The sequence below is a fragment of the Curtobacterium sp. MEB011 genome (assembly GCF_030209655.1).
Taxonomy (GTDB): Bacteria; Actinomycetota; Actinomycetes; order Actinomycetales; family Microbacteriaceae; genus Curtobacterium; species Curtobacterium poinsettiae.
Genome location: NZ_JARVRN010000001.1, coordinates 266,406 through 291,870, shown reverse-complemented (window position 1 = coordinate 291,870; position 25,465 = coordinate 266,406). Strand labels below are relative to the sequence as shown.

Below are 25,465 nucleotides of genomic sequence, written 5' to 3'. Positions count from 1 at the left end.
TGCGCAACGTACCGCAGCGCCCGACAGCGACATCGGCGGGGGCTGCTTGCGGAGAGGGGGTTCATCCCGTCGCGAGTCGACGTGATTCCAGCCCTCGAGCAACACACACCCAGCAGAATTTCCGTGATCACAATGTCACGACGTCGAAGGCCGACCGATCGAGTCTACGCGAGCCGCTGCCCTGACGCCAGCCCCGATGCGAACGCAGGCCGGTCGGGCGGGGTGATCCGTGCCTCCTGGCCGCACCGGACACGACGCGTCACGGCGAGCCCAGCCGGAACAGCCGCTGCAGCCCCCACCCGGTGACGCGGACGAGCGCCTCGACCACGATCCCACCGCTCATCTTCGACTCGCCCCGCTCGCGCTCCACGAAGGTGATGGGGACCTCGGCGACGACGGCACCGGCCCGGACCGCACGTCGGGCGAGGTCGACCTGGAAGCAGTAGCCGGCCGAGGCGATGTCCTCGGCGACGAGCGAACGGAGGAGGTCCGCGCGGATCGCGCGGTAGCCCCCGGTGAGGTCGCGGACCCGGACACCGAGCGCGATCCGACTGTAGAAGGAGCCGCCGCGCGACAGGGCGATCCGGTGCCACGGCCAGTTCACGACCGAGCCACCGCGCACCCAGCGCGAGCCGATGACCAGGTCGGCACCCGCCGCACAGCGTTCGAGCAGCCTGCCGAGTTCTTCGGGCCGGTGCGAGCCGTCGGCGTCCATCTCGACCAGGACGTCGTGGTGGCGCTCGAGCCCCCAGGCGAACCCCGCCAGGTAGGCGGCACCGAGGCCGGCCTTCTCGGTGCGGTGCAGGACGTGCACACGCTCGTCGTCCCGGGCGAGGGCGTCCGCGATCGCGCCGGTGCCGTCGGGGCTGCCGTCGTCGACGACCAGGACGGCGACCTCGGGACGTGCCGCGAGGACGCGGGCGACGACCGACTCGATGTTCTCGCGCTCGTCGTACGTGGGGATGACGACGAGCGTCCCTCCTCGGGCACTGCGAAATGTCAAGGATTACCCCGTTGGTGTCTGAGTTGGCTTGGATATCAGCACAACGTATACGCAACACCAGACGGAGGCCAGCATGCGAGCGCGCACGGTGACCCGCACACTGCCCGACTGCCTCATCACCCTCGCGCTCTACGCACTCGCGCGGGTGGTGACGACCGCCACGCTCACCGTCGGCTTCGCGTTCACCGATCCGGTCGGGTTCGGCGACACGGCCGACCCGAATGGGTTCTTCGAACGCTCGACCGCCTGGGACGGCCAGTACTTCCTCGAGATCGCGCGGCAGGGCTACCCGAGCACACTGCCCGTCGACGACACCGGCGCCGTCCAGCAGAACGCGTGGGCGTTCCTCCCGGTGTTCCCGGCGCTCGTGCGGGCGGTCAGCACGACCGGCGCCGACCCCGCGGTCGTCGCGGTGCTGCTGGCGACGGCGTTCGGCGGCGCGGCGTCCGTCGCACTCGTGGCCCTGCTCCGTCCCCACGTCGGCCGGACCACCGCGCTGTGGTCGGGCGTGTTCTTCGCGTTCGGGCCGGTGTCGTTCGTCTTGCAGATCGCCTACGCCGAGTCGCTCGGCCTGCTGCTCACGTTCGCCGCACTCATCGCGATGCAGCGCCGGCACTACTGGACGGTCCTGCCGATCGTCACGGTTCTCGCGTTCACCCGGCCCGGGGCGCTCGCGATCCCGTTGGCGCTCGCGCTGCACGCCGTGCTCCGGCTCGTGCAGCGCGACGCGGTGCCCGTGCGGGAGCGTGTCGCGATCGTCGTCACCGGCCTGGTCACGGCAGCGGCGGGCCTGGCGTGGCCGGTCATGGCGGCGCTCGTCACCGGGGTTCCCGACGCCTACTTGCAGACCGAACTCGCGTGGTGGCGGCTCCACCTCGACGTGCACCACTTCGCGCCACTGACACCGTGGTTCCTGCAGGCCGACCGGTTCGCGGGCACGCTCGGCGTGGTCGCTGTGCTCGTCGCGGTCGGCGCGACGGGATGGTGGCTGTCGTCGCGCTCGACGCGCCGGATCGGCTCGGTGCCGCTGCTCGGCTCGGCCTCGTACCTGCTCTCCCTGTTCGCGACGTTCTTGCCCCAACAGAGCTTGCCGCGGCTGCTGCTGCCGGCGGCCCCGCTGCTCGGTGCGCCGCTCCTGCACCGCACCGCGCTGCGACGGGGCATCGTGCTCGGTGGCTGCGTGCTCGCGCAGCCCGCGGCGGTGTGGGTGCTGTTCCTCACCCACAATCCCTGAGCCGGTGGGTCAGGACTCGGCGAGCCGACGACGCTGCTCGGCGACGTCGAAGTCGGCCTTCGGCCACGACAGGTGCATGTCCTCCAGCGCCCGGAGCAGGAGCTGCTGCACGGCGAGGCGTGCGTACCACTTCCGGTTCGCCGGCACGACGTACCAGGGCGCCTGCGGGGTCGACGTGCGGTCGAGGGCGATCTGGTACGCCTGCTGGTAGCGGTCCCAGAGCAGACGGTCGTCGATGTCGCTCGGGTTGAACTTCCAGTGCTTGTCCGGACGGTCGAGCCGGTCACCGAGACGCTCGCGCTGCTCGTCCTTCGAGATGTGCAGCATCACCTTGACGATGGTCGTGCCAGCGGCGGCGAGGCCGTCCTCGAAGGCGGTGATCGCGCCGTACCGCCGCTCGATCTCGTCCGGCGCGGCGATGCCGCGGACGCGCTGGGCGAGCACGTCCTCGTAGTGGGAGCGGTCGAACACGCCGAGCTGTCCGGCTGCCGGCAGCTGCTTCTCGATGCGCCACAGGAAGTCGTGCTCGCGTTCCTCGGCCGTCGGGGCCTTGAAGCCGGCGTAGTGCACGCCGTTCGGGTCGACCGCGCCGACGACGTGCGAGACGATGCCGCCCTTGCCCGCGGTGTCCATCGCCTGCAACACGAGCAGCACCCGGCGCTCGTCCCCCGCGGTCGACGCCGCGTACAGGCGCTCCTGCAGGGCGGCGAGCCGCGAGGCGCCCGCGGCGAGCGCTTCGAGGCCGTCGATCTTGCGACCGGGGAAGCCCGGCGTGCCGTCGGGGTCGACCTGGTCGAGGCGGAACCCGGGTTCGACACGCAGCAGCGGTTCGGGATCGGCGTTCCAGGCCTTGCGACTGCTCACGGGTCCTCCTGCGGTGCTCCGGTCGGCGACTGCCGTGCTCATCCTCGCACTGCCGGGTGACGCCGGTGCGGCCGGTCTGCACCGGGAGCGCAGTCCGGGGGTCGCCCGCTCGGGGGTCGTCCGCTCGGGTTCCTCCGTTGGGGTGACGTGGGCGGTCGCCGGTGCGGCTAGCGTGGACGTGATGAAGTCCGGCCGCCGCTCAGTGCTCGCGCTCGTCGCCGCGGTGGTGGCGCTCGGCGCGATGGCGTCCTGCAGCACGGATCCGGTCGGCGACGAGAACGCCACCGTCACCGCGGACAGCGTCATCTACCCGCTGTCGCTCCGGTACCACGGCATCGATGTGGTGGCCGACGTGCCCTACGGCACTGACCCGCTGCAGCGCCTCGACGTGTGTCTGCCGGCCGACAGCGAGCCCGCGACGACGGCGACCCCCACCGCGACACCGTCCGCCTCGGCCACCGCCGACCCGGAGGCGGTCGAGGCCACGACCGGACGCCCCGCGGTCCTGATGATCCACGGCGGCAGCTGGTCGCACGGCGACAAGGCGACGGCCGCGTACCGGTCCGTGTGCAAGTACCTGGCGTCCGAGGGCTTCGTGACGTTCAACGTCGACTACCGGCTGGCGCCGACGGATCCGTTCCCTGCCGGGCTCGACGACGTCCGACGTGCGCTCGACTACGTGTTCCGCCCGGCGACGCTCGAGACCTACGACGTCGACTCCCAGCGCGTGGGCGTGTTCGGTGGGAGCGCCGGCGGCAACCTCGCCGCGATGCTCGCCGTCACCGACCACGACTCCGCCGCGTACGCCGACGGCGACCGGATCCGCGCCGTGGTCGACCTGAGCGGGCCGACGAACCTGACCACCCGGTCCACCGAGCCCGACGGGGTGTCCGCGGCCTTCCAGCGCAAGCAGCTGCTCTACCTGGGGTGCCGGTCCTACGCCAGGTGCCCGGCGGCCACCCGGGCGTCGCCGGAGTTCCACGTCACCTCGGACACGGCGCCGTTCTTCATCGGGCACTCCACCGACGAGTTCATCCCGTTGTGGGAGTCGCAGGAGTTCGCCGCGACACTCCGATCCCACGACGTCCCGGTGACGTTCGTGGCGGTCGAGGGCACGGCGCACTCGATCGCGCAGCTCGACGAGGCGATGAGCCGCCGGGTGGTCACCTTCCTGCGGACCCAGCTCGGCTGACCGGACGACCGACCGCGTGCCCCGGGTGGGTGGCACCCGGAGTCGGGACTGCCGCTGCGGAGCCCGCGGCCGCAGACTTCGGTGGTGACCGACACCTCGACCCGCCCTGCCCGCGCCGCTGCGACGCGCTGGGACCGCCCTGCGCTGCAGACGTTCGCGGAGCTGCTGCTCGGGCTGTCGTTCGTCACCGCGGTGGCCTTCGGCGGCTACGCCTCGGTCACCGGGCAGCTGGCCGTCGTGTCGCAGGGCGCCGCCGTGGTGTTCCTCGTGACGCTGACCCTGGTGCTGGTGTCGTGGTTCCGGGGCGTCGAGCGCGAGGAACGAGCCGAGCCGGTCGTCGTCTCGCCCCTCGCCGCGGTCGACGCCGAGTACCGCCGCTAGGCAGCGCTGCCGGAACGCTCCGCTCGCCGCCGCTGTCGTTCCGCCCGACGCTCCGCACGTTCCTGGCGTCGCTCGGCACGCGCCTGCTTCCGGGTCTTTCCCGCGGCGATCCGGTCCGTGTTGCGTTCGCGGGCCCGCTCGACCACGAAGTACAGCGCCGGCAGCACCACGAGCGTCAGCAGTGTCGAGGACACCAGACCACCGATCACGACCAGCGCCAGCGGCTGCGAGATGAAGCCGGACTTGCCGGTCAGTCCGATCGCCATCGGCAGCAGCGCGAAGATCGTCGCCATCGCCGTCATGAGGATCGGACGGAGGCGTCGTGTCGCGCCCTCGATCAGGGCCTCACGCACCCGCAGCCCGCGTCGTCGGTACTGGTTGACGAGGTCGATGAGCACGATGGCGTTCGTCACGACGATGCCGACGAGCATGAGCAGACCGATGAGCGACGCGACGCCGATCGGGACACCGGATGCGATCTGCAGCAGGATCGCGCCCGTCGCAGCGAACGGCACCGACACGAGCAGCAGCAGCGGCTGGAGCAGGCTCCGGAACGTCGCGACCATGATCACGTAGACGATCAGCACGGCGACCAGGACCGCGAGCCCGAGCTGCGAGAACGCCGACGACTGGCTGGCGGCGACGCCACCGATGGAGGCGGTCGCACCCTTCGGCAGGTCGAGTTCGTCGACCGCGGTCGTGACGGACTGCACGGCCGCACCCAGGTTGGTGGCGTCCGGCGTCACGGTGATCGTGGCGGTGCGGGCGGCGTTCGTCGTGGTGACGGTGGTGGGGCCCTCGGACTCCTCGACCGTGGCGACGTCGGACAGCGGGACGGTGCCGGTGCTCGTCGGGACGTCGAGGGCACGGAGCGCGGCGATGGTGGTCGGCGGCTCCGGGTCGGCGATGTAGACGTCGAGCGTCGCGTCGTCGATCTCGATGCTGCCGGTGTCCCGCGGTGAGACCGCGGCGGCGACGAGGCCGCCCACCTGGGTCTCGGTGAGGCCGAGCGACGCGGCCTTGGCACGGTCGACCCGGACGGCGAGGAACGGTTCCGCGGCGGAAAGGTTGCTGGTGGCGGCCGTGGTGTCCGGCACCGACTGCATGGTCTTCAGCACCTGGCGCGATGCCGTCTCGAGCTGCGACTGGGTCGGCGCGGTGACGTCGACCTCGATGTCGCTGCTGCCGCCGAACCCGCCGCCGGAGGACGCGATGGTGACCTCGCCGACGTCCTTGATCGACCCGATCGCCTTGCGGGCGTCGGCTTGGATCGTCGGCTGGTCGGCCTCGGCGTCGGTCGTCACGGCGTACTGCACCGAGGCGCTGCCGCCACCGCCGAACGCGGCCTGGATCGACTGGCCGCTCGTGCCGATGGTGGTCTGCACGGTCTCGACGCCGTCGACGTCCTGCAGTGCCCGCTCGACCTTGCGCGCGGACTCGGACTGGACGGCGAGGCTGGAACCGGCCTTCAGGTCCTGCGCGACCGTGAACGTGTTCTGCCCCGAGTCGCCGAGGTAGTTCGTGGTGACGAACGGCAACGTGGCGGCCGTGCCACCGAGGACGATCACGGCGAGCAGGATGACGACGACCGGCTTCCGGACGACCCACCGGAGCACCGGCAGGTAGACGCGGCGCAGGCGGTCGACCCGGCCGGCGTCGTGCAGGTCCGCGGCGGAGGCGAGCGCGCCTTCCGAACGGTCGCGGTCACGGTCACGGTCACGGTCACGATCGGCATCAACCGCCGACGGTGCTGCTGCCGCTGCTGTGTCTGCGTCTGCGTCTGCGTCTGCGGCCGTCAACGCGTCGCCCGGCTTCGCCTTCGGCGGGCGGAGCCACCAGTACGCGAGCACCGGGACGATCGTGAGCGAGACGAACAGGGAGGCGACGAGCGCCAGGGTGACCGTCACGGCGAACGGCCGGAAGAGCTCCCCCACGAGTTCGGCGACGAAGGCCACCGGCAGGAACACCGCGACGGTCGTCAGGGTCGAGGCGGTGACCGCACCGGCGACCTCGCGCACGGCGTCGCGCACGGCCTGGCCGCGGTCGACGCCGGGGAGCATGTGCCGCTTGATGTTCTCGATGACGACGATGGAGTCGTCGACCACGCGGCCGATCGCGATCGTGAGCGCGGCGAGCGTGATGATGTTGAGCGTGTACCCGGCCGCGCGCATGCCGATCGCGGCGAGGAGCACCGACGTCGGGATCGAGATCGCGGTGACGAGCGTGGAGCGCCAGGACAGCAGGAACACCAGGATGACGAGCACCGCGAAGGCCAGGCCGAGCAGGCCTTCCTCGGCCAGGGAGTCGATGGACTGTTGGATGTAGGGCGCCTGGTCGAAGACGACGGTGAAGCGGGGGTCGCCCTCGATCTTGTCCTCGATGCCGGGCAGGGCCGCACGCACGGTGTTCGAGACGTCGACGGTGTTGGCTTCCTGCGTCTTCGTGATCGAGATCGTCAGGGCCTGCTGGCCGTCCACACGACTGATCGAGGTGCGCGGGGACTGCGTGATGGCGACCTTCGCGACGTCGCCCAACGTGGTGTCGGTCGGGGTGGCCGCGGTCGTCGACGTGTCCGTCGCCGCGGATCCCGTCGGCGCAGCACCGGTCGCATCCGTGCCGGTCCCCGTCGTCCCCGTGCCCGTCGCGCCCGCGGCCGTGCCGTCACCGGACGACGCCGCGCCGTCGGCACCTGCGGCCCCTGCCCCGGCCGCGTCCGAACCGGAAGAACCGGAAGAACCGGAAGAACCGGAAGAACCCGACGAGCTCGACGAGCTGGTCAGTGGCAGGGCCCGGATGTCCTTGAGCGAAGCGATCCGCTCACCCGTCTGCACCGACAGCGTCGAGCCGTCCTCGGTGATGGTTCCGCCGGGGATCAGGGTGCCGTTGTCGTCGAGCGCGTCCGAGATGGCCGTCTGGCTGAGGCCGCGCGCGGCGAGCTCGTCCTGGTCGGGCGTGATGACGACACGACGGCCGGGGTTGCCGAAGACGTCCGCCTGTCGCACCCCGTCGAGCTTCTCGAGGTCGGGGATCGCCGAGGCCTGCAGCCGGTCGACGAGCTGCTCCTGGTTGCCGGACGCCGAGACCGCGACCTGCAGCACCGGCAGGTCGTCGAAGGACCCCGTGACGATCTGCGTCTGCACCGAGTCCGGCAGCGACAGGGCGTTCACCGCGGTCTGGATCTTGTCCTCGGCGCTGGCCAGGTTCGAGCCGTACTGGAACGACGCCGACACCACGCTCTGCCCCGTGGACGAGGTCGCACTGGTGGACTCGAGGTCCGGGACGACCTGGATCGCCTGTTCGATCTTGGTCGAGACGTCGTTCGACACGACCTCTGGCGTGGCGCCGGGGTAGGCGCTGACGATCGCGACCTGCGGGAACTCGACGCTCGGGATCAGCTCCTGCTTGAGGCTGGAGAGCGCGATGCCGCCGAAGACCGCGACGACGATCGTGACGAGCGCGATGAGGGCCCGGTTGCGCAGGCTGAAGACCGAGAGGAGGTGCACGACATCGATCCTCGCAGGAGCGACCGACGAACGTTCAGTTCCGGGCCAGGACCCGCCGACGGATCGGGACCCGCCGGACGATCAGGACCCGCCGAGCAACAGGTACGCCCCGAGCACCGCGACGGTGCCGACCACCCCGGCCCCCAGCGCCACCACGCGCCCGACCGGCGACCGCGCGCCGACGACCCCGATGCCGAGGAGCACCACCCCGACCACGATCTCGACGATCCACGTGCCGTGCCCGGTCGTCGCCGCGACCTGCAGGAGTCCGCGGACGCCCTCGCCGAGGAGCACCGCGGCGGTCACACCGAACGCCCCCGCCCGCCACCGGGTGTCATCGGAGCGCACGGCCACGGCGACCGCTCCGGCCAGCAGTCCGGCCGGGACCCCGAGCAGCACCCACGGGTTCGTGATCGACAACACGTCCGGGAACCCGCGCAGGACCGTGGTGGCCCAGTACCCGACGTGCATGAGTTCGAGGAGCACGACGCCGAGCACCGTCGCCAGCGGCAGGGCGATCCGGCCCGCTCGGGCTCCGGCCACCAGGCACAGCAGCGCGGCAACCACGAACCACGGCCCGGCCGAGTTCGACACGGAGGCGAGTGCGGGCACGGCCTGCCCGAACGCGGTCAGGACCCCCGCCAGGAACGCCCCGCTCAGCGCGATGGTGACCCGCACCACGGCGGGGACCGCCGCGGGCGGCTCGACCGACGTCGGCACAGCGGAGCGGGTTCCGGCGGACAGGGTCGCGTTCATGGCACCCAGCCTCGCCGGACCCCGCTGAAGCCGCATCACCCCGGGGAGCGAGAACCCCCGACCCGACCTCACCCCAGAGGATGACGCCGAGCCCCGGGGATGACGCCGAGCCCCGGCGGACGACGTCGAGCCTCGGCGGACGACCCCGAGCCCCGCAAGACACCGAGCCCTGGACGAAGCCCGCTCAGACCACCGCCGCCAACGACCCCCGCACCCCGGTCGACTCGCCGCCCACCCGCTCCCACGCGCGTGACAGCACGTCGACCAGGCGCCCCCGGTCGGCCGGGGCCATCGTGAACGGCACCCGCAGGAACCGCTCGAACCCGCCGTCCGGCCCGAACACCCCGCCGGAGGCGAGCACCACGCCCTCGGTCCGCGCGGCGAGCACGAGCGCGCTCGACACGGGTCTGCCGAGCCCCACCCACGTCGTCAACCCGCCCGCCGGTGCCGGGACGTCCCACTCCGGCAGCCGGGCCCGGAGCGCGCCCACGACGGCATCGCGACCTTCGCGCAGGGACGCACGCCGCGCCTCCAGGACGGCAGCCGTGCGCGGGACCAGCTCGCGCACGACCAGCTGGTCGAGCACGGGGGTACCGAGGTCGCCGGTCGGGCGGGCGAGCAGCAGCCGCTGCAGCAGCGCCGGGTCGGCGCGGATCCAGCCGATCCGCAGCCCACCCCAGAAGACCTTGGCGGCGGAACCGATCATCACGACCGACGCCCCCGTCGGGTCCGCCGCTGCCAACGGCGGCGACGGCGAACCGTCGATCCGGAGCTCCCCCATCGTCTCGTCGGCGATGACGGTCGTGCCGACCGAGGCCGCGGTCGACAGCAGGAGCTGGCGGGTCGATGCGGACATGGTCGCACCGGTCGGGTTGTGGAGCTCGGGCATGACGTACGCGACCGAGGGCGCGGTCCGGCGGAGCGTCGTCTCGAGCGCGGCGGCGTCCCACCCGGTCCGCGCGTCGACGGGGACGCCGACCAGGCGGCCACCGGCCTCGCGGAAGGCCTCGTGCGCGTGCGGGTAGGTCGGCGACTCGACGAGCACGGCGTCGCCGCGGCGGACGAGCACGCGTGCGAGCAGCGCGATGGCGTGCTGCGCGCCGATCGTCACGATGACCTGGGCGGGATCGGTGGGCAGCCCGCGCTCGGTGTAGCGGGCGGCGATCGCGGCCCGCAGGCCGGGGTCGCCGACGGTGTCGTAGCCGATGCCGGCGAGCGCCGCCGGCACGTGTCGGACCGCTCGCTCGACGGCCTCGTCGATGCCGGGGGCCGCGTGCAGGGCAGCCTTGCGGAGGTCGAGCACGTCCCCCTCGACGACCCCGCCGAGGCGTTCGGGGTCGGGCCGGCCGACCAGGTCCCGGGGCAGGTGGACCACGCTGCCGGAGCCACGGACGGACACCAGGAACCCGTCCGAGCGCAGTCGGGCGTAGGCGTTCGCCACGGTGGTGCGCGAGACGCCGAGGGCTGCGGCCAGTCCGCGCTCGGCCGGCAGCCGGACCCCCTGGGCGACGCGACCGTCGATGACCAGGACCCGGAGGGCGTCGGCGAGCGCCTCGTAGGCGGGGGCGGTGGTGCCGGCGCGCCAGTCGGTCAGCAGGTGGGCGGCGGCGCGAGCACTGATGAGAACCGGGGGCACGGGTCCACGGTAGCGCGATTGGCTCTCGACCAGCAGGCCAATCCATCGCGACGATGGGACCATGCCCCGCCGCACCGCCCTCACCCTGCGCTTCGTCCAGCTCTTCGTCGGGCTGTTCCTCTACGGCGCCTCGACCGCACTGCAGGTCCGCGCGGTGGTCGGTGTGAGCTCGTGGACCGTGCTGACCCAGGGGCTCGAGAACGTCGTCCCGTGGTCGTTCGGCGTCATCACGGTCGTGTCGAGCGGGGTCATCCTGCTGCTCTGGATCCCGCTCCGCCAGAAGCCGGGCGTCGGGACGCTGCTGAACGCCCTGGCGATCGGACCGAGTGCCGACCTGGTGCTCTGGCTCGTGCCGGAGCCGTCGGGGATCGTCGCCCGGATCGGGCTGTTCGCGGCGGGGCTCGTGCTGCTCGCGATCGCGACGGCGTTCTACATCGGTGCGGGGTTCGGCACCGGGGCGCGGGACGGCCTGATGGTCGGCCTGCACCAGCGGCTCGGCTGGCCGATCTGGCTCGCGCGGACCCTGGTCGAGGTGACCGTGGTGATCGTCGGCTGGGTGCTCGGCGGGGACGTCGGTGCGGGCACCGTCATCGCGGCGTTCGCGATCGGCCCGATGGTCCAGCCGCTCATGCCGCACTTCCGCCGGTTCCCGTGGAGCCCGGAGCGCCGGATCGTCCAGGAGGCGCGCCCCACCCCCGTCACGCACGCTTCGTGAGCAGGAACGGTCGGGTCGCACGGCCCCACCCGACCACTTCTGCTCACCATCCGCCCGGCACCCTTGCGGAGCGCCGAGTCGCAATATAGCGTGACCTCCACAGACGCGATACATCGCGAGTTCCAGGAGGCACCATGGCGCAGGAGAAGTGGCTCGTCGACGAGCCCAAGGTCATCGACACCGGCATCGTGCGCACCGTGCGCGTCGGTCTCGTCGGCGGACAGGTGGACGTCGTCGCGCACGACGAGCCGACCGCACGGGTCGAGATCCACAGCGTGTCCGGCAAGCAGATGCTCGTCGAGGTCGACGGCGACACGCTCACCGTCGACCACCCCCAGGTCCGGTGGGACGACCCCATCGGGTTCCTGAAGTCCTTCCGCGGCAAGGCCCACGCCGACGTCAGCATCCTGGTCCCCCGCGACGCCGGCATCACGCTCGGTGTCGTCTCGGCCGGTGCGCTGCTCTCCGGCACGAACCGCGGCGCGACCCTCAACACGGTGTCCGGCGACCTGGTGGTCGACGGCGTCGCGGGTGACGTCACGGTCAACGCCGTCTCGGGCGCCACCACGATCCGCGACCTCGACGGCGCCCTCACGGTGCACACCGTCTCCGGCGACGTCGTGGCCACCGGTGAGATCCCCCGGTTCCAGGCCGATGGCGTCTCCGCCGACGTCGTGCTGGACATGCACGGGATCCCCGAGTCCGCCCGCATCAACACGGTGTCCGGCGCGGTGAGCGTCCGGCTCGAGGACGGCGTCGCCTACAACTGCACGGTCAACACCGCGACCGGCAAGCTGCAGTTCGACGACGCCGAGATCCGCGGCGTGCGCGGCTCGTACGTCAAGCAGGGCGGCGAGCTGTCCGGCCAGTGGCTCGACCTGCGGGTGAACTCCGTGTCCGGCGACATCGCGGTGCTGCACGCCCCGCCGGTCGCCGAGGCGCCGGCCGCACCGACGCCGCCGGCGGCTGCGCCGAGCACGCCGACGGCGCGGACGACTCCGACCACCCCGACGAACGACAGCGAGGTGCCCGAATGAGTCCCGTCTTCGCCCACGGCCACCTGCGTCTCTACCTGCTCGTCCTGCTCGCAGACCACCCCATGCACGGCTACGAGCTCATCCAGGCACTCGGCGACCGCTTCGGCGGCACCTACGTGCCGAGCGCCGGCACCGTCTACCCCCGGCTCGCGAAGCTCGAGGACGACGGCCTGGTCACCAAGACCGCCGATGGCCGCAAGACCGTCTACGCGATCACGGACGCCGGTCGCGCCGAACTCGCGGCGCGTGCCGACGAGATCGCCGCGGTCGAGTCCGGCCTGAGCGACTCGGTGAAGTCGTTGGCCGACGGCGTGCGCGCTTCGGTGGGCGAGGCCATGCGCTCGCTCCGTGCCGACCTGGCCGCCGCGGCCGAGAGCCCGGCGACCGGTTCCACCGAGGAGCCCGTGTCCGTCCCGTCGGACAGCGCCCGCGCCCTGCGCGAGCTCGAGATGGCACTGTCGTCGTTCCGGCAGCAGGTGCGCGCGGACCTGCGTCGTCGCGCGACCCGCGGCACGCTCGGTTCGGACACCGTGACGCGTCTGCGTGACGGCCTGGAGGCCCTGCGCAAGTCGCTCTGACGGCCCGCGGCCGACAGGCGGTGGCGACCAGGGCCTCCCGGCCGTCGTCCGCCCGCGGTCGCGACCGACGCATCCACGGAAGCTCACCGCCCCGCAACCGGTGGGTCGTCGGCCGACGGCCGCGTCGGCGCGAAGCCGGCGAACGCGTCGGACGCCGTCAGGGGTTCCCCGTGCGAGACGCGCGCGACGGTGGTGCGCACCGCCGCGAGCTGCCGGGCCAGCCGGTCCCGCTCGTGCTCCAGCCATCTCAGGTGCACCGTGAGTGCCGCGACGTCGTCGCCCTCGTCGTCGAGTCGTCGCGCGATGTCGGGCAGGGCGAAGCCGAGCCCGCGCAGCAGCAGGATCCGCTGCAGCCGGACCAGTGCGTGGTCGTCGTAGCGCCGGAGTCCACCCGCTCCGACGGCGGTGGCCGGCAGCAGTCCGACCGCCTCGTAGTGCCGCAGGGTCCGGCTCGAGACACCGGCGGAACGCGCCACCTCGGCGATGGCGTGGGGTGCTTTCGCAGCTGCGTCGTCGGTGCCTGTCGATGCGCTCATGCTCGCGACTGTACTGCTTGACGCTGCGTCAACCGCAGTGGGCACCGAGCAGCCGCCGCCGAGCGCCCGCGGCCGACCGGGAATGTGCGGCGGGGGAACCGTGTTGACTCGCGCCCGGAACTGAGTAGGTTTGCCGCTCGTGACGAACGAGATCCGGTCGTTGAAAGCGCGGCTGATCGGGGATCCCCTCCCCTCCGAGAAGCTCGAAGGACAGCTCCTCCCGAAGCACCTGGCCCTGCCGATCTTCGCGAGTGACCCGCTGTCCTCTGTCGCGTACGCGCCGCAGGAACTCCTGATGATCCTGCTGCTCGGTGGCATGGCCTTCCTGACGTTCGCGCCGTGGGTCGCCGCGCTCGTCGTGCTGCTGCTCGTCGTGGTCGTCGCCTCGTACCGGCAGCTCATCAAGGCCTACCCGTCCGGTGGTGGCGACTACGAGGTGGCGCACCGGAACCTGGGCGAGAAGGCCGGGCTGGTCGTCGCCAGCGCACTGCTCGTCGACTACGTGATGACGGTGGCGGTGTCGGTCGCTTCCGGCGTCGACAACATCATCTCGGCGCTCCCGATGCTCGACCACTTCCGCGTCGAGCTCGCCCTGCTGTTCGTCGTGCTGCTCGCCGCCGCCAACCTGCGCGGCGTGCGCGAGTCGAGCAAGGCCTTCGCGATCCCGACCTACCTGTTCGTGGCGAGCGTGTTCGTGATGGTCGTCACCGGGCTCGTCCGGGTCGCAGCCGGCAACGCCCCGGTCGCCGAGTCCGCGGCGTACACCGTGCAGAACGTGGAGCACACGACGCAGGCGGCGTTCATCCTGCTGCTCCTGCGTGCCTTCGCCTCGGGCTGCTCGGCCCTGACCGGCGTCGAGGCCATCGCGAACGGCGTGCAGGCGTTCCGTCGCCCGAAGATCAAGAACGCGCAGGCCACCCTGGTCGCGATGGGCGGCATCGCGATCGTCCTGTTCATCGGCCTCATCACCCTGGCACTCGTGTCGCACGTGCACTACGCCGAGCGCGCCTGCGACCTGCAGGGATTCGCGAACTGCGCGACCACGCCGCAGCGCTCCCTGATCGCGCAGATCGCGGCGGCGACGTTCGGCAACAACTCGGTGCTGTTCTTCGTGATCCAGGCGACGACCGCGGCGGTCCTGCTCCTCGCCGCGAACACGGCCTTCAACGGGTTCCCGCTGCTCGGCTCGATCCTGGCGCGCGACTCGTACGCCCCGAAGGCGCTGTCGACCCGCGGCGACCGCCTCATCTACTCGAACGGCGTCATCGTCCTGGCCCTGGTCGCCGCGGCCCTGCTCGTGGTCTACCGGGCGAACGTCACCAGCCTGATCCAGCTCTACATCATCGGTGTCTTCGTGTCGTTCACGCTCGGCCAGACGGGCATGGTCGTGCACTGGACGCGGCTGCTGCGGGCGGACCGCGACGGGACGGTTCCCGAGGGCGACCCTGCCGTGAACCGTGGGCAGGTCGTCCGCTCCCGCACCATCAACGCGATCGGTGCCACCTTTACCTTCGTGGTGCTCGTCATCGTCACGATCACGAAGTTCACCCACGGCGCCTGGCTCGTGTTCCTGATCATGCCGGTGCTGTACGTGCTCATGCTCGGCGTGAACCGCTACTACCGCGACGTCTCGCACGAGATCGAGGCCGACGTCGAGACGAAGTTCGGCGCCACCGGCGACCACGCCATCGTCCTGGTGAACAAGCTGCAGAAGCCCGTGCTCAAGGCGCTCGACTACGCGGTCGCCGCCGAGCACGCGAGCATCGAAGCCGTGCACGTCGCCATCGACGACGCCGAGTCCCAGCGTCTGCGCGACCAGTGGGCGGAGTACGGCATCCAGGTGCCGCTGACGATCGTGCCGAGCCCGTACCGCGACATCTCGATGCCCCTGATCAAGTACATCAAGGCGCACCGGGCCGAGCACGGCTCCGAGGTCGTCACCGTCTACACGCCGATCTTCATCGTCGGCCACTGGTGGGAGGGGCTGCTCCACAACCACCGCGGCCGCCGCATCCGCAAGAAGCTGCTGCTCGTGCACGGCGTCACCGTGGCCCTGGTGCCGTGGCTGCTCGACTCGTCCGAGCTGCTGTACGGCCGCCGCTCCCGCCCGTTGCCCGGCCAGGAGCGCCGCGGCGAGCCCGTCCGGCCCCCGCTCCGCCGGCCAGCGCAGCCCGGGTCGTCGGCCGAGGGCGCAGCCGAGGACCGCCTGCTCCGGTCCGCCGAGCGCAACAGCATCCAGCCACGCCGCGCGACCCGTCCGGCCGGCCCCGCCGAGGGCGTCGACCCCGCGCTCTGCACGGGCGAGATCCACGCCCTCGTCCCCTCGCCGCCGCGACGGGGAGCCGACGAGTCGTAGCATGTGGCCCCATGACCATCAGTGACCTGCGGACGTTCGCCACGTTCGACGGACACGGCGGCAAGGTCTCGAAGCGCGTCGAGGTGCTCGACCACGAACCGCCGGCCGGCAGCCCGCTCGAAGGACTCGTCGCCGTGCGCGGCGAGCACCCGCTCGGTGCGGTCGACGAGCGCGCCGCCGACGAGTCCGCCGCGCTCTCCCGCGGGGTCCCGAGCGTCGGGTGGGTCGACCCCGCCGCGCTCCGCGACTGGTACCGCCCCGACCGCGTCGTCCTGACCCGGCTCGAGGCGCGGCGTTCCGGCATCGAGCCCGGCGTCTACGCCGACTCCCGTGGGCGCGGTCGCGTCCGGATCGACGGCCTGGAGGCCCACCTCGCCCCCGACGGTCGGCCCGCCTTCCGCGCGCTGGCCGGGCCCACCGCCGAGCCCGTCGTCGACGTGCCCCTGCCGACCGACCAGGCCGTCCGCCTGGTGGCGGTGACCGACGTCACCGAGGGGCTCGAGGTCGTCACCGCGCCGGTGTCACCGTTCCTGCAGCCCGGTGAGCACCCGGCGTACGGCGACGACGTGGTGGGCCTGCCGCCGCGTCCGGCGAGCGGCTTGGTCCGGGTCACGGCGTCGGTGCTGCTCGACGGCGAGCTGCACGAGGTCGACCGCATCGACGAACGTGCCGCGACGATCTGGATCCGGCGCGACGACCGCGTCGTGCCGATCGCCACGAGTGCTGTCGGGCCCGACCTGGTGCGGTACGCGGCCACCGCGGTCTGAGGCCGATCGGGGGACGCCGCTGCTGCGTGTCGTGCCGGGGGTGCGGCGTACGTTCGCGGACATGAGTGACGCAGACCGCGACCAGCAGCAGACCCCGGACGCACCGATCCAGGGCGAGACCCTCGGTGGCCCCCGACCCGACCCCTCCACCGACGCGAGCAAGGACCCCGAGCAGTGGGTCACCGGCGACGAGCCGATGACCGGACCGCAGCGCAGCTACCTCGACACCCTGGCCCGTGAAGCCGGCGAGGAACTCCCCGCCGACCTCACCAAGGCCCAGGCGTCGGAGCACATCGACCGCCTCCAGCAGCAGACGGGCCGCGGCGCCGATTCCTGAGAAGCAGTCCGCCCTTCGGCGGACCGCTGTCTGTGCATGCTCTGGGCATGTTCTGGCGAAGCGCGGTCAGTGCCCTGTCCGAGGGTGATCGATGACGCGTCAACGGCTACCTTCGTGGCCATGCGAACGACATCGACCTCCATCGGCCTGACCGCGCTCCGCATCGTCCTCGGGGTGGTGTTCATCGCCCACGGTGCCCAGAAGTTCGCCCAGGGCATCCCGAACGTGGTGCAGGGCTTCTCGGGCATGGGTGTCCCCCTGGCCGAGGTCGCGGCACCCCTCGTCGCCGGCCTCGAGCTCGTCGGCGGCGTCCTGCTCGTGCTCGGTGTCGCGACCCGCGTCGTCGGCGTGCTGCTGGCCGTCGACATGGTGGTGGCCGGCGTCCTGGCCCACGGCTCGGCCGGCTTCTACTCGCAGGACGGCGGGTTCGAGTACGTGCTCGTGCTCGCGGTGGCCTCGCTCGCCGTGGCGCTGACCGGGCCCGGGCGGTTCTCGCTCGACGCCCTGGTGCTCAAGTCGTCGCGACGTCGTCGTGGCGTCGAGGAGCCCCTCCCCGCCTGAGCCGCGCGTCCCGGTTCCGTCTTCAGGCCGCCAGCGTGTCCATGACCTGGCGGGCGATCAGGCGTCCGGCCCGGTTCGCCCCGATGGTCGACGCCTGTGGGCCGTACCCGGCCAGGAACAGCCGCGGCTCCTCCGCCGACCGACCGTCCTCGACCACCACACCGCCCGCCGTGGTCCGCAGGTGCAAGGGCGCGAGGTGCCGCAGGTCAGCCCGGAACCCCGTCGCCCAGATCACCGCGTCGGCGTGCACGTGGGTACCGTCACTGGTCACCACGCCGCTCTCGTCCATCCGCGCGAACATCGGCTCGTCGCGCAGCACGCCACGGTCGATCCCGGCCCGGATCCGTCGCGACACGGGGACCCCGGTACCACTGACGATGCTCGGCAGGACCTCGCCGGCGCGGGCGGCGCGGTCCTGTTCGTCGACGGCGGCCACCGCGGACTCGACGTCGAGCGAGGCGGTCCCGGCCCAGACCATCGGGCGCCGCGTGAACCACCGCGTCGAACGGGCGACGCCGTCGAGCTCGAGCAGGAACCCGATCGCGCTCGTCCCACCGCCCACCACCACGAGGTCCTGCCGGGCGAAGTCGGTGGCGCTGCGGTACTCGGTCGTGTCCACCTGGCGGCCGCGGAACACGTCGCGCCCCGGGTACCACGGCACGAAGGGCGTGCCCCACGTGCCCGAGGCGTTCACCACCACGTCGGCGCCGATGCGCGTGACGGTACCGTCGGCGCCCCGGGTCGTGACGCACAGCCCACCGTCCACCTCGCCGACTGCGCCGATGCGCGAGACGGACGTCACCGACACGGGCCGCCGCACCCGCAGGTCGTAGTGCTGTTCGAACCGGCGGTAGTACTCGCCGACGACGTCCCGCGCGGGTCGTGACCGGTCGGCGTCGTCGAACTCCAGGCCCATCGCGCGCATCCCGGGCAGGTCGTGCACCCGGTGCGCCGCCCCGAGCCGTAGGGCCTCCCACCGGAACTGCCACGCTCCTCCGGTGCTCGGCGCGCGGTCGAGGATCACCAGGTCGGTGCCGGGGACGAGCCCCAGGCGCCGCAGGTGGTATCCCACCGAGAGTCCCGCCTGCCCCGCACCGATCACCACCACGCGGGCGTGCTGGTCGACCGGGGTCTCGAGGGGTTCCGTCATCACTTCGATTCTGCTGTGCGGGCCAGCCGTCGCGCGACGTCCAGATCGAGGTACATGGTAGAGTGATCGGCAGATTTCAAACCACGAACCGTCTGGTTCCCCGAGTGATCCTCCGTCATTCGCCAGGACCGGACCAGAGCCGAACGAGGGGGTCACGCATGGGGCGCGGCCGTCAGAAGGCGAAGCACACCAAGGTCGCCCGTGAGCTGAAGTACTTCAGCCCGCAGACGAACTACGGTGCGCTCGAGCAGGAGCTCTCCGCCGGACAACACTCCGACGAGAACTACGTCGACCGTTGGGCGGACCAGTACGGTCCGGAACCGGCGGAAGACGAAGACGAGTTCGAGACCCAGGCAGACCAGAACAAGTCCGCCTGACATCTCTTGTAGTCGCGCCGCGCAGCCCTCGGGCAGCGCGGCGTTTCTGCGTGCCCGGACACGGCGTGGCCGGACACTGTGCGCCCGGACACCGAGTCCGCCCGTGCACCCACCGGCGCGCCCGGGCCCCGGCTTCGAGTGGTCACGACTCACCGTGTGCACGATGCCGAGCGGTCAAGAACCGTCGGTTGCAGGCCCGCCAGGCGACGGTTCGTGACCACCCGCCGCGCGCACCCCGGCGCGGCGGAACGGGCCAGCGGCACCGCACCGCACCGCACGGCACGGCAGGTCAGCCCGCGTAGCTCCCGACGAGCCGGACTGCTCCACCGTCGACGCCCTTGGCACCCTGCTCGAAGCCGGTCAGGTCACGGGCGGACGTGGCGATCGTGCCCACGGGCCACGTCGGCATGCCGGCGGCACCGAGCGACGCGATGACCTCGGCAGCGGCACCGGCCGAGACGACGGCGAACATGCCGATGCCCAGGTTCCAGGTGCCCTCGGTGTCCTCGATCGGGGTGCCGGCCATGTCCGCAAGGACCCGGAAGACGGGGAGCGGCTGCCAGGTGGAGCGGTCGACCTCGACCCAGGAGCCGACGGGCAGCACGCGCGCCAGGTTCGCGGCGATGCCACCACCGGTCACGTGCGAGAGCGAGTGCACCGCGCCCGGGTGCTGCTCGAGGAGCGCCAGGAGCGGTGCGGTGTACAGGCGGGTGGGCTCGAGCAGGGCTTCACCGACGGAGACGGCGCCCCCGAACCCGGCGCCGCTCAGCTCGGGCAGCTGGTCCGTGAACCCGACGCCCCGGGTCGACAGGATGTGCCGCACGAGCGAGTAGCCGTTCGAGTGCAGACCCGACGACTCGATCGCCAGGACCACGTCGCCGTCCTGCACCAGGTGCGCGCCGAGCTGGGCATCGGCCTCGACGACGCCCGTCGCCGCACCGGCCACGTCGTAGTCGTCCGGGCCGAGCAGACCGGGGTGCTCCGCGGTCTCGCCACCGACCAGGGCGGTGCCGGTCTCCGAGCACCCGCGGGCGATTCCGGCGACGATGTCGGCGATGCGGCCAGGCACCACGCGGCCGCAGGCGATGTAGTCGGTCATGAACAGCGGCTTCGCGCCGACCACGACGATGTCGTCGACGACCATGCCGACCAGGTCCTGCCCGATGGTGTCGTGCTTGTCGATCGCCTGCGCGATGGCGACCTTGGTGCCGACGCCGTCGGTCGAGGTCGCGAGCAACGGGTGTGAGAAGTCCTTCAGGAACGAGACATCGTAGAGCCCGGCGAACCCACCGACGCCCCCGAGGACCGAGGAGTTGTGGGTGGCCGCGACCGCGGACTTCATCAGTTCGACGGCCAGGTCACCGGCAGCGGTGTCCACTCCGGCTTCGGCGTACGGGTTGGGCATGCGGAGTCCTTCGCGGTGACATGGCAGACTTGTGCGGTACCCCCCGATTCTACTGATCTGGAGCACACCCGCGAATGTGCGGCATCGTCGGCCTTGTTGCGCAGGGCCCCGCCAACCAATCCATCTACGACGCACTGCTCCTCCTGCAGCACCGCGGGCAGGACTCGACGGGCATCGCCACGGTCGAGGGTCACGTGCACCACATGCACAAGACCCGCGGGCACGTGCGCGAGGCGTTCCGGACCCGCGACATGCGTGCCCTCCTCGGCACCATGGGGCTCGGGCACGTCCGGTACGCCACCAAGGGCGCCGCGACGAACGAAGAAGAAGCCCAGCCGTTCTACGTGAACGCGCCGTACGGCATCGTCCTCGTGCACAACGGCAACCTCACCAACACGCGGGAACTCACGCGTGAGCTGTTCGACATCGACCGTCGACACCTGAACACCACGAGCGACACCGAACTCCTGGTCAACGTGCTGGCCCACGAGCTGCAGGGCCAGGTCCGCGGCGCGAACCTCGACCCAGGACAGGTCTTCGACGCCGTCGAGCGCGTGCACGAGCGGGTCGAGGGCTCCTACGCCACGATCGCGACCATCGCCGGGCACGGGCTGCTGGCCTTCCGCGACCCGTTCGGCATCCGCCCGCTGATCCTCGGCCACAAGTTCGACGAGGCCGGCCAGCCGGAGTGGGTCGTCGCGAGCGAGTCGCTCGTGCTCGAGTCCGGCGGCTACGAGATCGTCCGCGACATCGCTCCGGGCGAAGCCGTCTTCATCGAGATGAACGGTCAGATGCACGCCCGCCAGTGCGCGAAGAACCCGCGCCTGGTGCCGTGCTCGTTCGAGTACGTCTACCTGGCCCGTCCCGACTCGGTGATGAACGGCATCTCGGTCTACGACGCACGTCTGCGCCTCGGCAACCGCCTGGCCGACACCATCGAGCAGTACGCGCCGACCGGTGACATCGACGTCGTCATGCCGATCCCGGACTCCAGCCGTCCGGCCGCCATGCAGGTCGCGCGGAAGCTCGGCATCGAGTACCGCGAGGGCTTCTACAAGAACCGCTACGTCGGCCGCACCTTCATCATGCCGGGCCAGGCGGAGCGCAAGCGTTCGGTGCGTCAGAAGCTCAACGCGATGTCGTCCGAGTTCAAGGGCAAGAACATCCTGATCGTCGACGACTCGATCGTGCGTGGCACGACGAGCCGCGAGATCGTCGAGATGGCCCGGGCCGCCGGCGCGAACGAGGTCACGTTCACGAGCGCGGCTCCCCCTGTCCGGTTCCCGCACGTCTACGGCATCAACATGCCGACGCGCGCCGAGCTCATCGCGCACGACCGGAAGATCCCGGACATCAACCGCGTGCTCGGCAGCGACCACCTGATCTACCAGGAGGTCGGGGACATGCGCGACGCCATCATCGAGGGCTCCGACGTGACCGACCTCGAGATGAGCTGCTTCACGGGCGAGTACGTCACGGGCACCGTGAGCCCGGAGTACCTGTCCTGGGTCGAGGCCAACCAGCTCAGCTAGGTCGCGTCCGAGACGCGACCAGACGACAGACGGGAGGCCCGGTGCCAGCTGGCACCGGGCCTCCTGTCCGTTGACCGGGGCGGCTACGGCCGCTGGTCACCGTGGTCGTCGAGCTCGCCGTCGACCGTCTCGGGCGGGAGTTCGACCTCGACGCGCTCCGCCGTCAGGCGGGCCGACCGCCGGGCGTAGACCCGGTCGAACACGACGGCGACGACCGCGCCGACGAAGGCGCCGATCGTGACGCCCCACAGGCTGAAGTAGCCGACCAGGCTGCCGAAGCTGGTCTGGTCCCGCTGACCACCGAGGTTCATGGTGAGGGCGACCACGACGAGGGTCGCGAGGAAGCCGAGCACGGCACCGCCGACGATGAACACGCCGAACTTCGGGGCACGGCGGATGGTGACCTCGTCGGGGCTGGCGACCGCGCTGGGAGCCGGGGCCGGCGCGGGGAGCGGCTGCTCGTCGGGTTGATCGGTGTTGCTCACCCGTCCATTGTCCCCCACTGTGGGACGTCCCGCGGCCTGTGCGCTGCGACCGATCCGGGAGAGGATGGTCGCTACTGGTCGGTATCCCAAGCGGAAGAGGTGCGTCGCGTGCGTGAACCAACGGCACCCGCCCGCGGTCGCCGACCCACCTCGCCCGCTCGCGTCGCCTGGCCCGTCGCGCAGCGCGTCGAGGAGGACCGCGCAGTCGCCGTCGTGGCCGAGCACCGCTGGAGCGTCGCGATCGTCGGGGCCCCCGGTCTCGGCAAGAGCACCGCCGCGGCTCGCGTGACCGACCGGGTCGCCGGTCGTGACGGCACCGGCCGCACCGTGGTCGTGCCGATCACCGCGGTCGCCGCGAGTCGGTCGATGCCCTTCGGCGCCGTCGTCGAGCGCTTCGGCGAACTCCCCGCCTCGATCTCCGAGCTGTCCGACGACGCGAGTGCCGAGCAGCGCTTCCGGGCGATCGAGGACCTGGTCGACCGTGACGTGCTGCTCCGTGTCGACGACGCCGACCACCTGGACGCGATCTCGGCGCGGTACGTCGCCTGGCTGGTCCGTCGGCAGGGCGCGCGACTCGTCCTGACCTGCCGCGACTTCACGGCGCTCCCCGAACCGCTCCGCGCGCTGTGGCAGGACGACCTGCTCGAACGCATCGACCTGCAGCCGCTGGCGTTGCACGAGACCGCCGCGCTCGTCGCCGAGGCGCTGGGCTCACCGCTCGAGAACGCCTCGGCGGAGCGCGTGCACCGGGCCACCGCCGGCAACCCGCTGTACCTGCGCGAGGTGGTGCGCGCAGCACGGGCCTCCGGTGCGCTCGACCACACCGCGAGCGGCTGGTACTGGCGTGGGCGGGTGACCGCGTCGGACAGCCTGGCGGACATGTACCGCACGGAGCTCGGGACGCTGCCGGAGGACCTGCGTGACGTCGTCGACATCGTGGCCCTCGCCGACCCGATCCCGCTCGCCCGTCTGCTCGGACTGGTCACCGGCGGGGACGTCGACCGGGTCGTCGCGCTCGGCCTCGTCCGGATCGACTCGCTCGACGACGGTGCCGCGGTCGTCCGGCCGTCGCACCCGCTCGTCGGCGAGGTCATCCGGACCCTGGTGCCGGTGGCCCGACGCACGGCGCTCTTCGCCCGCGCCAACGCCTTCCGCACCGACCGGCCCGAGGGCGCTCCGCCCGCCGCACGGCTGCGCGCCGCACTGTGGTCGCTCGAGTGCGGGGTCCTGCCGTCGGTCGACCAGCTGCTCGACGCGGCACAGGTCGCCGTGCGGTTGCAGGAGCACGAGAGCGGGATCGCCCTGGCCTCGGCAGCACTCCGCACGACCCTCACCCCGACCGAGCAGGTCACGGCGCACTGCCTCCGCTCGCTGGCGCACTCGTACTCGGACGGCCGCGAAGCCGGCCGTGCCGATGCCGAAGCGGCGTGGGGCATCGCGAAGCGGCACGTCGGCGACGTCACCGACGAGGCCGTCACCGAAGCGTGCGAGATCCTGGCGAACATCCGCCAGTTCCACGACGACGACGTCGCGGCCGCGGTCGCACTCACCGACGCCGCCGTGCACCTGGTGGTGTCCGACGAAGCGGTCGAGCGTCTGCGGTTGCTGCGGATGGCGCACCAGGGCTGGGGCGGCGACTTCGCCGAGGTCCGTGCCGAGATCGAGCGCAGCGGCATCGTGCAGGCACCGACGATGCCGATGTCGTTCCTGGCCGTCGCACCGTGCGCCGTGATGGCGTTGGCGACAGCCGGCCGGCTCGACGACGCCGCAGCACTGGGCCGCCGGGCACTGGCCACCGCGGCGGCACACGTCGAGGCGGCCCCGTGGAGCGTGGGCGAGAACTCCTCCGTCCTGCACCAGGTACAGATGTGGCGCGGCGACCTCGACGACCTGATCACCGAGGTGCCAGCCGGGCGCTCCAGCCCCTACCTGAAGTACGACTTCACCCTCGAGCTCATCGGCCAGGGCAACCTGGCCATCGGACAGCGCCGATGGGACGACGCGATCGCGGCCTTCACCGCGGCGTGCGAGCGGTACGACATCGCCGACCACGGTGGGTTCGCCGCGTACCCGTGGGCCCGCTTGGCGATGTCACACGCGTATGCCGGGCACCCTGAGGACGCGGCCCGGGCGCTCGAACGTGCGAAGACCACGCCGCAGCGGGCGATGCGGATCACCGGTGAACAGGTCGCCGTGACCATCGCCTGGACCGAGTCCGTGCTCGGCAACCCCGCCGGTCTGCAGCACGCCGACGAGATCATCGAACGCAGCACCGCGAACGGGTCCTGGACGCACGTGATGTACGGGTACGCCCTGCACTACTCGGTCGGCATGCTCACCGGGCGCGAGAGCCCCGGCACGCTCGACCGGATGCGCGACGCCGCCTCGCGCGTCGACGGACCGCTCGCCGCCGCCATCGTGCAGTACGCGGACGCGGTGCAGGCGGACGACCGGACCCGGGTGATCGCGGCGCAGGGCGTGCTGGCGGTCCACGGCATGTCGGTGGCTGCCGGACGGTCCAAGCCACCGCTGACGAAGCGCGAGTACGAGGTCGCCGAGCTCGCCGCACAGGGCCTGAGCAACCGGCGGATCGCGGAGTCCCTCGGGCTCTCGACGCGGACGATCGACGCGCACCTGTCCCGTGTCTTCGCGAAGTGGGACCTGCACGCGCGGTCGGAACTCACCGAGCTGCTCTGAGCGGACGGCCGGTGCTGCTCGGCGCCCGGCGCGGGCTGTTCGGCACCTGGCAGGGGGCGCTCGGCGCCCCGCGAGGGGCTGCTTCGCGTTCGACATCACGTGTCGCGCACGCAAGAACGTTGCGGATTGCAGCACAACACGCCGCCGCGATTGACACGACGTGCGGAACATCGCGTACCTTTGTCCCTGTCGCCGGGTTCGGACCCGTTCGGGTCGGGTCCGAATCCCGGCGACTTCAAGCTTAGGAACGCGATCGATGCGGGCGCATCGGTAGGCACTACCTAATTCGCGCCGGACTCCGCGCGGCGTCACGGACGCCCGGGTCGGGTGTCCGTCGCCGATGCCGGATCGGGCGTCGCCGCC

At 71.7% G+C, this 25,465-nt stretch carries 22 protein-coding genes; 13 read left to right on the top strand and 9 right to left on the bottom strand.

Annotated features, from left to right (window positions below; all coding sequences use genetic code 11):
• Positions 1–259: 259 nt before the first annotated feature.
• Positions 260–1,003, bottom strand: a complete 744-nt coding sequence (locus QRN30_RS01380) for a polyprenol monophosphomannose synthase (protein WP_017886232.1) — start codon at positions 1,001–1,003, stop codon at positions 260–262.
• Positions 1,004–1,076: 73 nt separating this feature from the next.
• Here QRN30_RS01380 and QRN30_RS01375 point away from each other — a divergent pair, with 73 nt between their 5' ends.
• On the top strand, positions 1,077–2,237 hold the full coding sequence (locus QRN30_RS01375) for a mannosyltransferase family protein (protein WP_194590327.1): 1,161 nt from the start codon (positions 1,077–1,079) through the stop codon (positions 2,235–2,237).
• A gap of 9 nt (positions 2,238–2,246) precedes the next feature.
• Here the strand turns inward: QRN30_RS01375 and QRN30_RS01370 are convergent, their stop codons facing one another.
• Positions 2,247–3,101 (bottom strand): PPK2 family polyphosphate kinase, encoded by an 855-nt coding sequence (locus QRN30_RS01370; RefSeq protein ID WP_017886234.1) that lies wholly within the window; start codon positions 3,099–3,101, stop codon positions 2,247–2,249.
• 181 nt (positions 3,102–3,282) lie between these two features.
• On the opposite strand from QRN30_RS01370, the gene QRN30_RS01365 reads away from it, so the two are divergent.
• Together QRN30_RS01365 and QRN30_RS01360 are read left to right on the top strand one after the other, a co-directional pair.
• A complete protein-coding gene (locus QRN30_RS01365; RefSeq protein ID WP_082046918.1) occupies positions 3,283–4,293 on the top strand; it encodes an alpha/beta hydrolase in 1,011 nt (336 codons plus the stop codon).
• Positions 4,294–4,377: 84 nt separating this feature from the next.
• Positions 4,378–4,674, top strand: a complete 297-nt coding sequence (locus tag QRN30_RS01360) for a hypothetical protein (protein ID WP_042539069.1) — start codon at positions 4,378–4,380, stop codon at positions 4,672–4,674.
• On the opposite strand, the gene QRN30_RS01355 is transcribed toward QRN30_RS01360, so the two are convergent.
• The 3 genes from QRN30_RS01355 to yczR all read right to left on the bottom strand — a co-directional run bounded on the left by QRN30_RS01355 (position 4,671) and on the right by yczR (position 10,569).
• Positions 4,671–8,177, bottom strand: coding sequence for an efflux RND transporter permease subunit (locus QRN30_RS01355; RefSeq protein ID WP_284760150.1), 3,507 nt, complete (start codon positions 8,175–8,177; stop codon positions 4,671–4,673). The two genes, QRN30_RS01360 and QRN30_RS01355, sit on opposite strands and share 4 nt — an antisense overlap.
• 81 nt (positions 8,178–8,258) lie before the next feature.
• Complete coding sequence (locus QRN30_RS01350) at positions 8,259–8,933, bottom strand: DUF6518 family protein (protein WP_284760149.1); 675 nt, start codon at positions 8,931–8,933, stop codon at positions 8,259–8,261.
• Positions 8,934–9,117: 184 nt separating this feature from the next.
• Complete coding sequence (gene yczR, locus QRN30_RS01345; RefSeq protein WP_042539078.1) at positions 9,118–10,569, bottom strand: MocR-like transcription factor YczR; 1,452 nt, start codon at positions 10,567–10,569, stop codon at positions 9,118–9,120.
• A gap of 61 nt (positions 10,570–10,630) precedes the next feature.
• On the opposite strand from yczR, the gene yczE reads away from it, so the two are divergent.
• The 3 genes from yczE to QRN30_RS01330 all read left to right on the top strand — a co-directional run bounded on the left by yczE (position 10,631) and on the right by QRN30_RS01330 (position 12,899).
• Positions 10,631–11,284 (top strand): membrane protein YczE, encoded by a 654-nt coding sequence (yczE, locus tag QRN30_RS01340; protein WP_042539079.1) that lies wholly within the window; start codon positions 10,631–10,633, stop codon positions 11,282–11,284.
• 134 nt (positions 11,285–11,418) lie between these two features.
• Positions 11,419–12,321, top strand: coding sequence for a DUF4097 family beta strand repeat-containing protein (locus QRN30_RS01335; RefSeq protein WP_284760146.1), 903 nt, complete (start codon positions 11,419–11,421; stop codon positions 12,319–12,321).
• A complete protein-coding gene (locus QRN30_RS01330) occupies positions 12,318–12,899 on the top strand; it encodes a PadR family transcriptional regulator (protein WP_214519028.1) in 582 nt (193 codons plus the stop codon). The genes QRN30_RS01335 and QRN30_RS01330 overlap by 4 nt, the downstream gene beginning before the upstream one ends.
• 83 nt (positions 12,900–12,982) lie before the next feature.
• Here the strand turns inward: QRN30_RS01330 and QRN30_RS01325 are convergent, their stop codons facing one another.
• Positions 12,983–13,435 (bottom strand): MerR family transcriptional regulator, encoded by a 453-nt coding sequence (locus QRN30_RS01325; protein ID WP_159557348.1) that lies wholly within the window; start codon positions 13,433–13,435, stop codon positions 12,983–12,985.
• Positions 13,436–13,565: 130 nt separating this feature from the next.
• Here QRN30_RS01325 and QRN30_RS01320 point away from each other — a divergent pair, with 130 nt between their 5' ends.
• The 4 genes from QRN30_RS01320 to QRN30_RS01305 all read left to right on the top strand — a co-directional run bounded on the left by QRN30_RS01320 (position 13,566) and on the right by QRN30_RS01305 (position 17,456).
• Positions 13,566–15,791, top strand: a complete 2,226-nt coding sequence (locus tag QRN30_RS01320) for an APC family permease (protein ID WP_284760144.1) — start codon at positions 13,566–13,568, stop codon at positions 15,789–15,791.
• Between the two features lie 11 nt (positions 15,792–15,802).
• Positions 15,803–16,558 carry a hypothetical protein gene (locus tag QRN30_RS01315; protein ID WP_284760143.1) on the top strand — a complete coding sequence of 252 codons (756 nt, stop codon included), beginning with the start codon at positions 15,803–15,805 and terminating at the stop codon, positions 16,556–16,558.
• Positions 16,559–16,619: 61 nt separating this feature from the next.
• Positions 16,620–16,895, top strand: coding sequence for a DUF3072 domain-containing protein (locus tag QRN30_RS01310; protein WP_017886246.1), 276 nt, complete (start codon positions 16,620–16,622; stop codon positions 16,893–16,895).
• A 120-nt stretch (positions 16,896–17,015) separates the two neighbouring features.
• Positions 17,016–17,456: a DoxX family protein gene (locus QRN30_RS01305; protein WP_017886247.1), complete on the top strand. Its 441-nt coding sequence runs from the start codon at positions 17,016–17,018 to the stop codon at positions 17,454–17,456.
• 22 nt (positions 17,457–17,478) lie between these two features.
• Here the strand turns inward: QRN30_RS01305 and QRN30_RS01300 are convergent, their stop codons facing one another.
• The gene (locus QRN30_RS01300; protein WP_214585077.1) at positions 17,479–18,606 is read right to left on the bottom strand and encodes an NAD(P)-binding domain-containing protein; all 1,128 of its coding nucleotides are present in this window, start codon (positions 18,604–18,606) and stop codon (positions 17,479–17,481) included.
• Positions 18,607–18,764: 158 nt separating this feature from the next.
• Between QRN30_RS01300 and QRN30_RS01295 the strand changes: the two genes are divergently transcribed.
• Positions 18,765–18,983 carry a DUF3073 domain-containing protein gene (locus QRN30_RS01295; protein ID WP_017886249.1) on the top strand — a complete coding sequence of 73 codons (219 nt, stop codon included), beginning with the start codon at positions 18,765–18,767 and terminating at the stop codon, positions 18,981–18,983.
• Positions 18,984–19,272: 289 nt separating this feature from the next.
• On the opposite strand, the gene purM is transcribed toward QRN30_RS01295, so the two are convergent.
• The gene (purM, locus tag QRN30_RS01290) at positions 19,273–20,388 is read right to left on the bottom strand and encodes a phosphoribosylformylglycinamidine cyclo-ligase (RefSeq protein WP_056069361.1); all 1,116 of its coding nucleotides are present in this window, start codon (positions 20,386–20,388) and stop codon (positions 19,273–19,275) included.
• 74 nt (positions 20,389–20,462) lie between these two features.
• Here purM and purF point away from each other — a divergent pair, with 74 nt between their 5' ends.
• Positions 20,463–21,920: an amidophosphoribosyltransferase gene (gene purF, locus QRN30_RS01285; protein WP_042539088.1), complete on the top strand. Its 1,458-nt coding sequence runs from the start codon at positions 20,463–20,465 to the stop codon at positions 21,918–21,920.
• Between the two features lie 83 nt (positions 21,921–22,003).
• Here the strand turns inward: purF and QRN30_RS01280 are convergent, their stop codons facing one another.
• On the bottom strand, positions 22,004–22,405 hold the full coding sequence (locus QRN30_RS01280; protein WP_017886252.1) for a hypothetical protein: 402 nt from the start codon (positions 22,403–22,405) through the stop codon (positions 22,004–22,006).
• A gap of 108 nt (positions 22,406–22,513) precedes the next feature.
• Between QRN30_RS01280 and QRN30_RS01275 the strand changes: the two genes are divergently transcribed.
• The gene (locus tag QRN30_RS01275; RefSeq protein ID WP_140448324.1) at positions 22,514–25,102 is read left to right on the top strand and encodes a helix-turn-helix transcriptional regulator; all 2,589 of its coding nucleotides are present in this window, start codon (positions 22,514–22,516) and stop codon (positions 25,100–25,102) included.
• The last annotated feature ends 363 nt before the right edge of the window (positions 25,103–25,465 follow it).

Excerpts from the sequence above, each read along its gene's own strand:
- QRN30_RS01375 (WP_194590327.1), top strand. The coding sequence starts at position 1,077 with ATGCGAGCGCGCACGGTGACCCGCACACTGCCCGACTGCCTCATCACC.
- QRN30_RS01365 (WP_082046918.1), top strand. The coding sequence starts at position 3,283 with ATGAAGTCCGGCCGCCGCTCAGTGCTCGCGCTCGTCGCCGCGGTGGTG.
- QRN30_RS01350 (WP_284760149.1), bottom strand. The coding sequence starts at position 8,933 with ATGAACGCGACCCTGTCCGCCGGAACCCGCTCCGCTGTGCCGACGTCG.
- yczE (WP_042539079.1), top strand. The coding sequence starts at position 10,631 with ATGCCCCGCCGCACCGCCCTCACCCTGCGCTTCGTCCAGCTCTTCGTC.
- QRN30_RS01335 (WP_284760146.1), top strand. The coding sequence starts at position 11,419 with ATGGCGCAGGAGAAGTGGCTCGTCGACGAGCCCAAGGTCATCGACACC.
- QRN30_RS01330 (WP_214519028.1), top strand. The coding sequence starts at position 12,318 with ATGAGTCCCGTCTTCGCCCACGGCCACCTGCGTCTCTACCTGCTCGTC.
- QRN30_RS01325 (WP_159557348.1), bottom strand. The coding sequence starts at position 13,435 with ATGAGCGCATCGACAGGCACCGACGACGCAGCTGCGAAAGCACCCCAC.
- QRN30_RS01315 (WP_284760143.1), top strand. The coding sequence starts at position 15,803 with ATGACCATCAGTGACCTGCGGACGTTCGCCACGTTCGACGGACACGGC.
- QRN30_RS01310 (WP_017886246.1), top strand. The coding sequence starts at position 16,620 with ATGAGTGACGCAGACCGCGACCAGCAGCAGACCCCGGACGCACCGATC.
- QRN30_RS01305 (WP_017886247.1), top strand. The coding sequence starts at position 17,016 with ATGCGAACGACATCGACCTCCATCGGCCTGACCGCGCTCCGCATCGTC.
- QRN30_RS01300 (WP_214585077.1), bottom strand. The coding sequence starts at position 18,606 with ATGACGGAACCCCTCGAGACCCCGGTCGACCAGCACGCCCGCGTGGTG.
- QRN30_RS01295 (WP_017886249.1), top strand. The coding sequence starts at position 18,765 with ATGGGGCGCGGCCGTCAGAAGGCGAAGCACACCAAGGTCGCCCGTGAG.
- purM (WP_056069361.1), bottom strand. The coding sequence starts at position 20,388 with ATGCCCAACCCGTACGCCGAAGCCGGAGTGGACACCGCTGCCGGTGAC.
- purF (WP_042539088.1), top strand. The coding sequence starts at position 20,463 with ATGTGCGGCATCGTCGGCCTTGTTGCGCAGGGCCCCGCCAACCAATCC.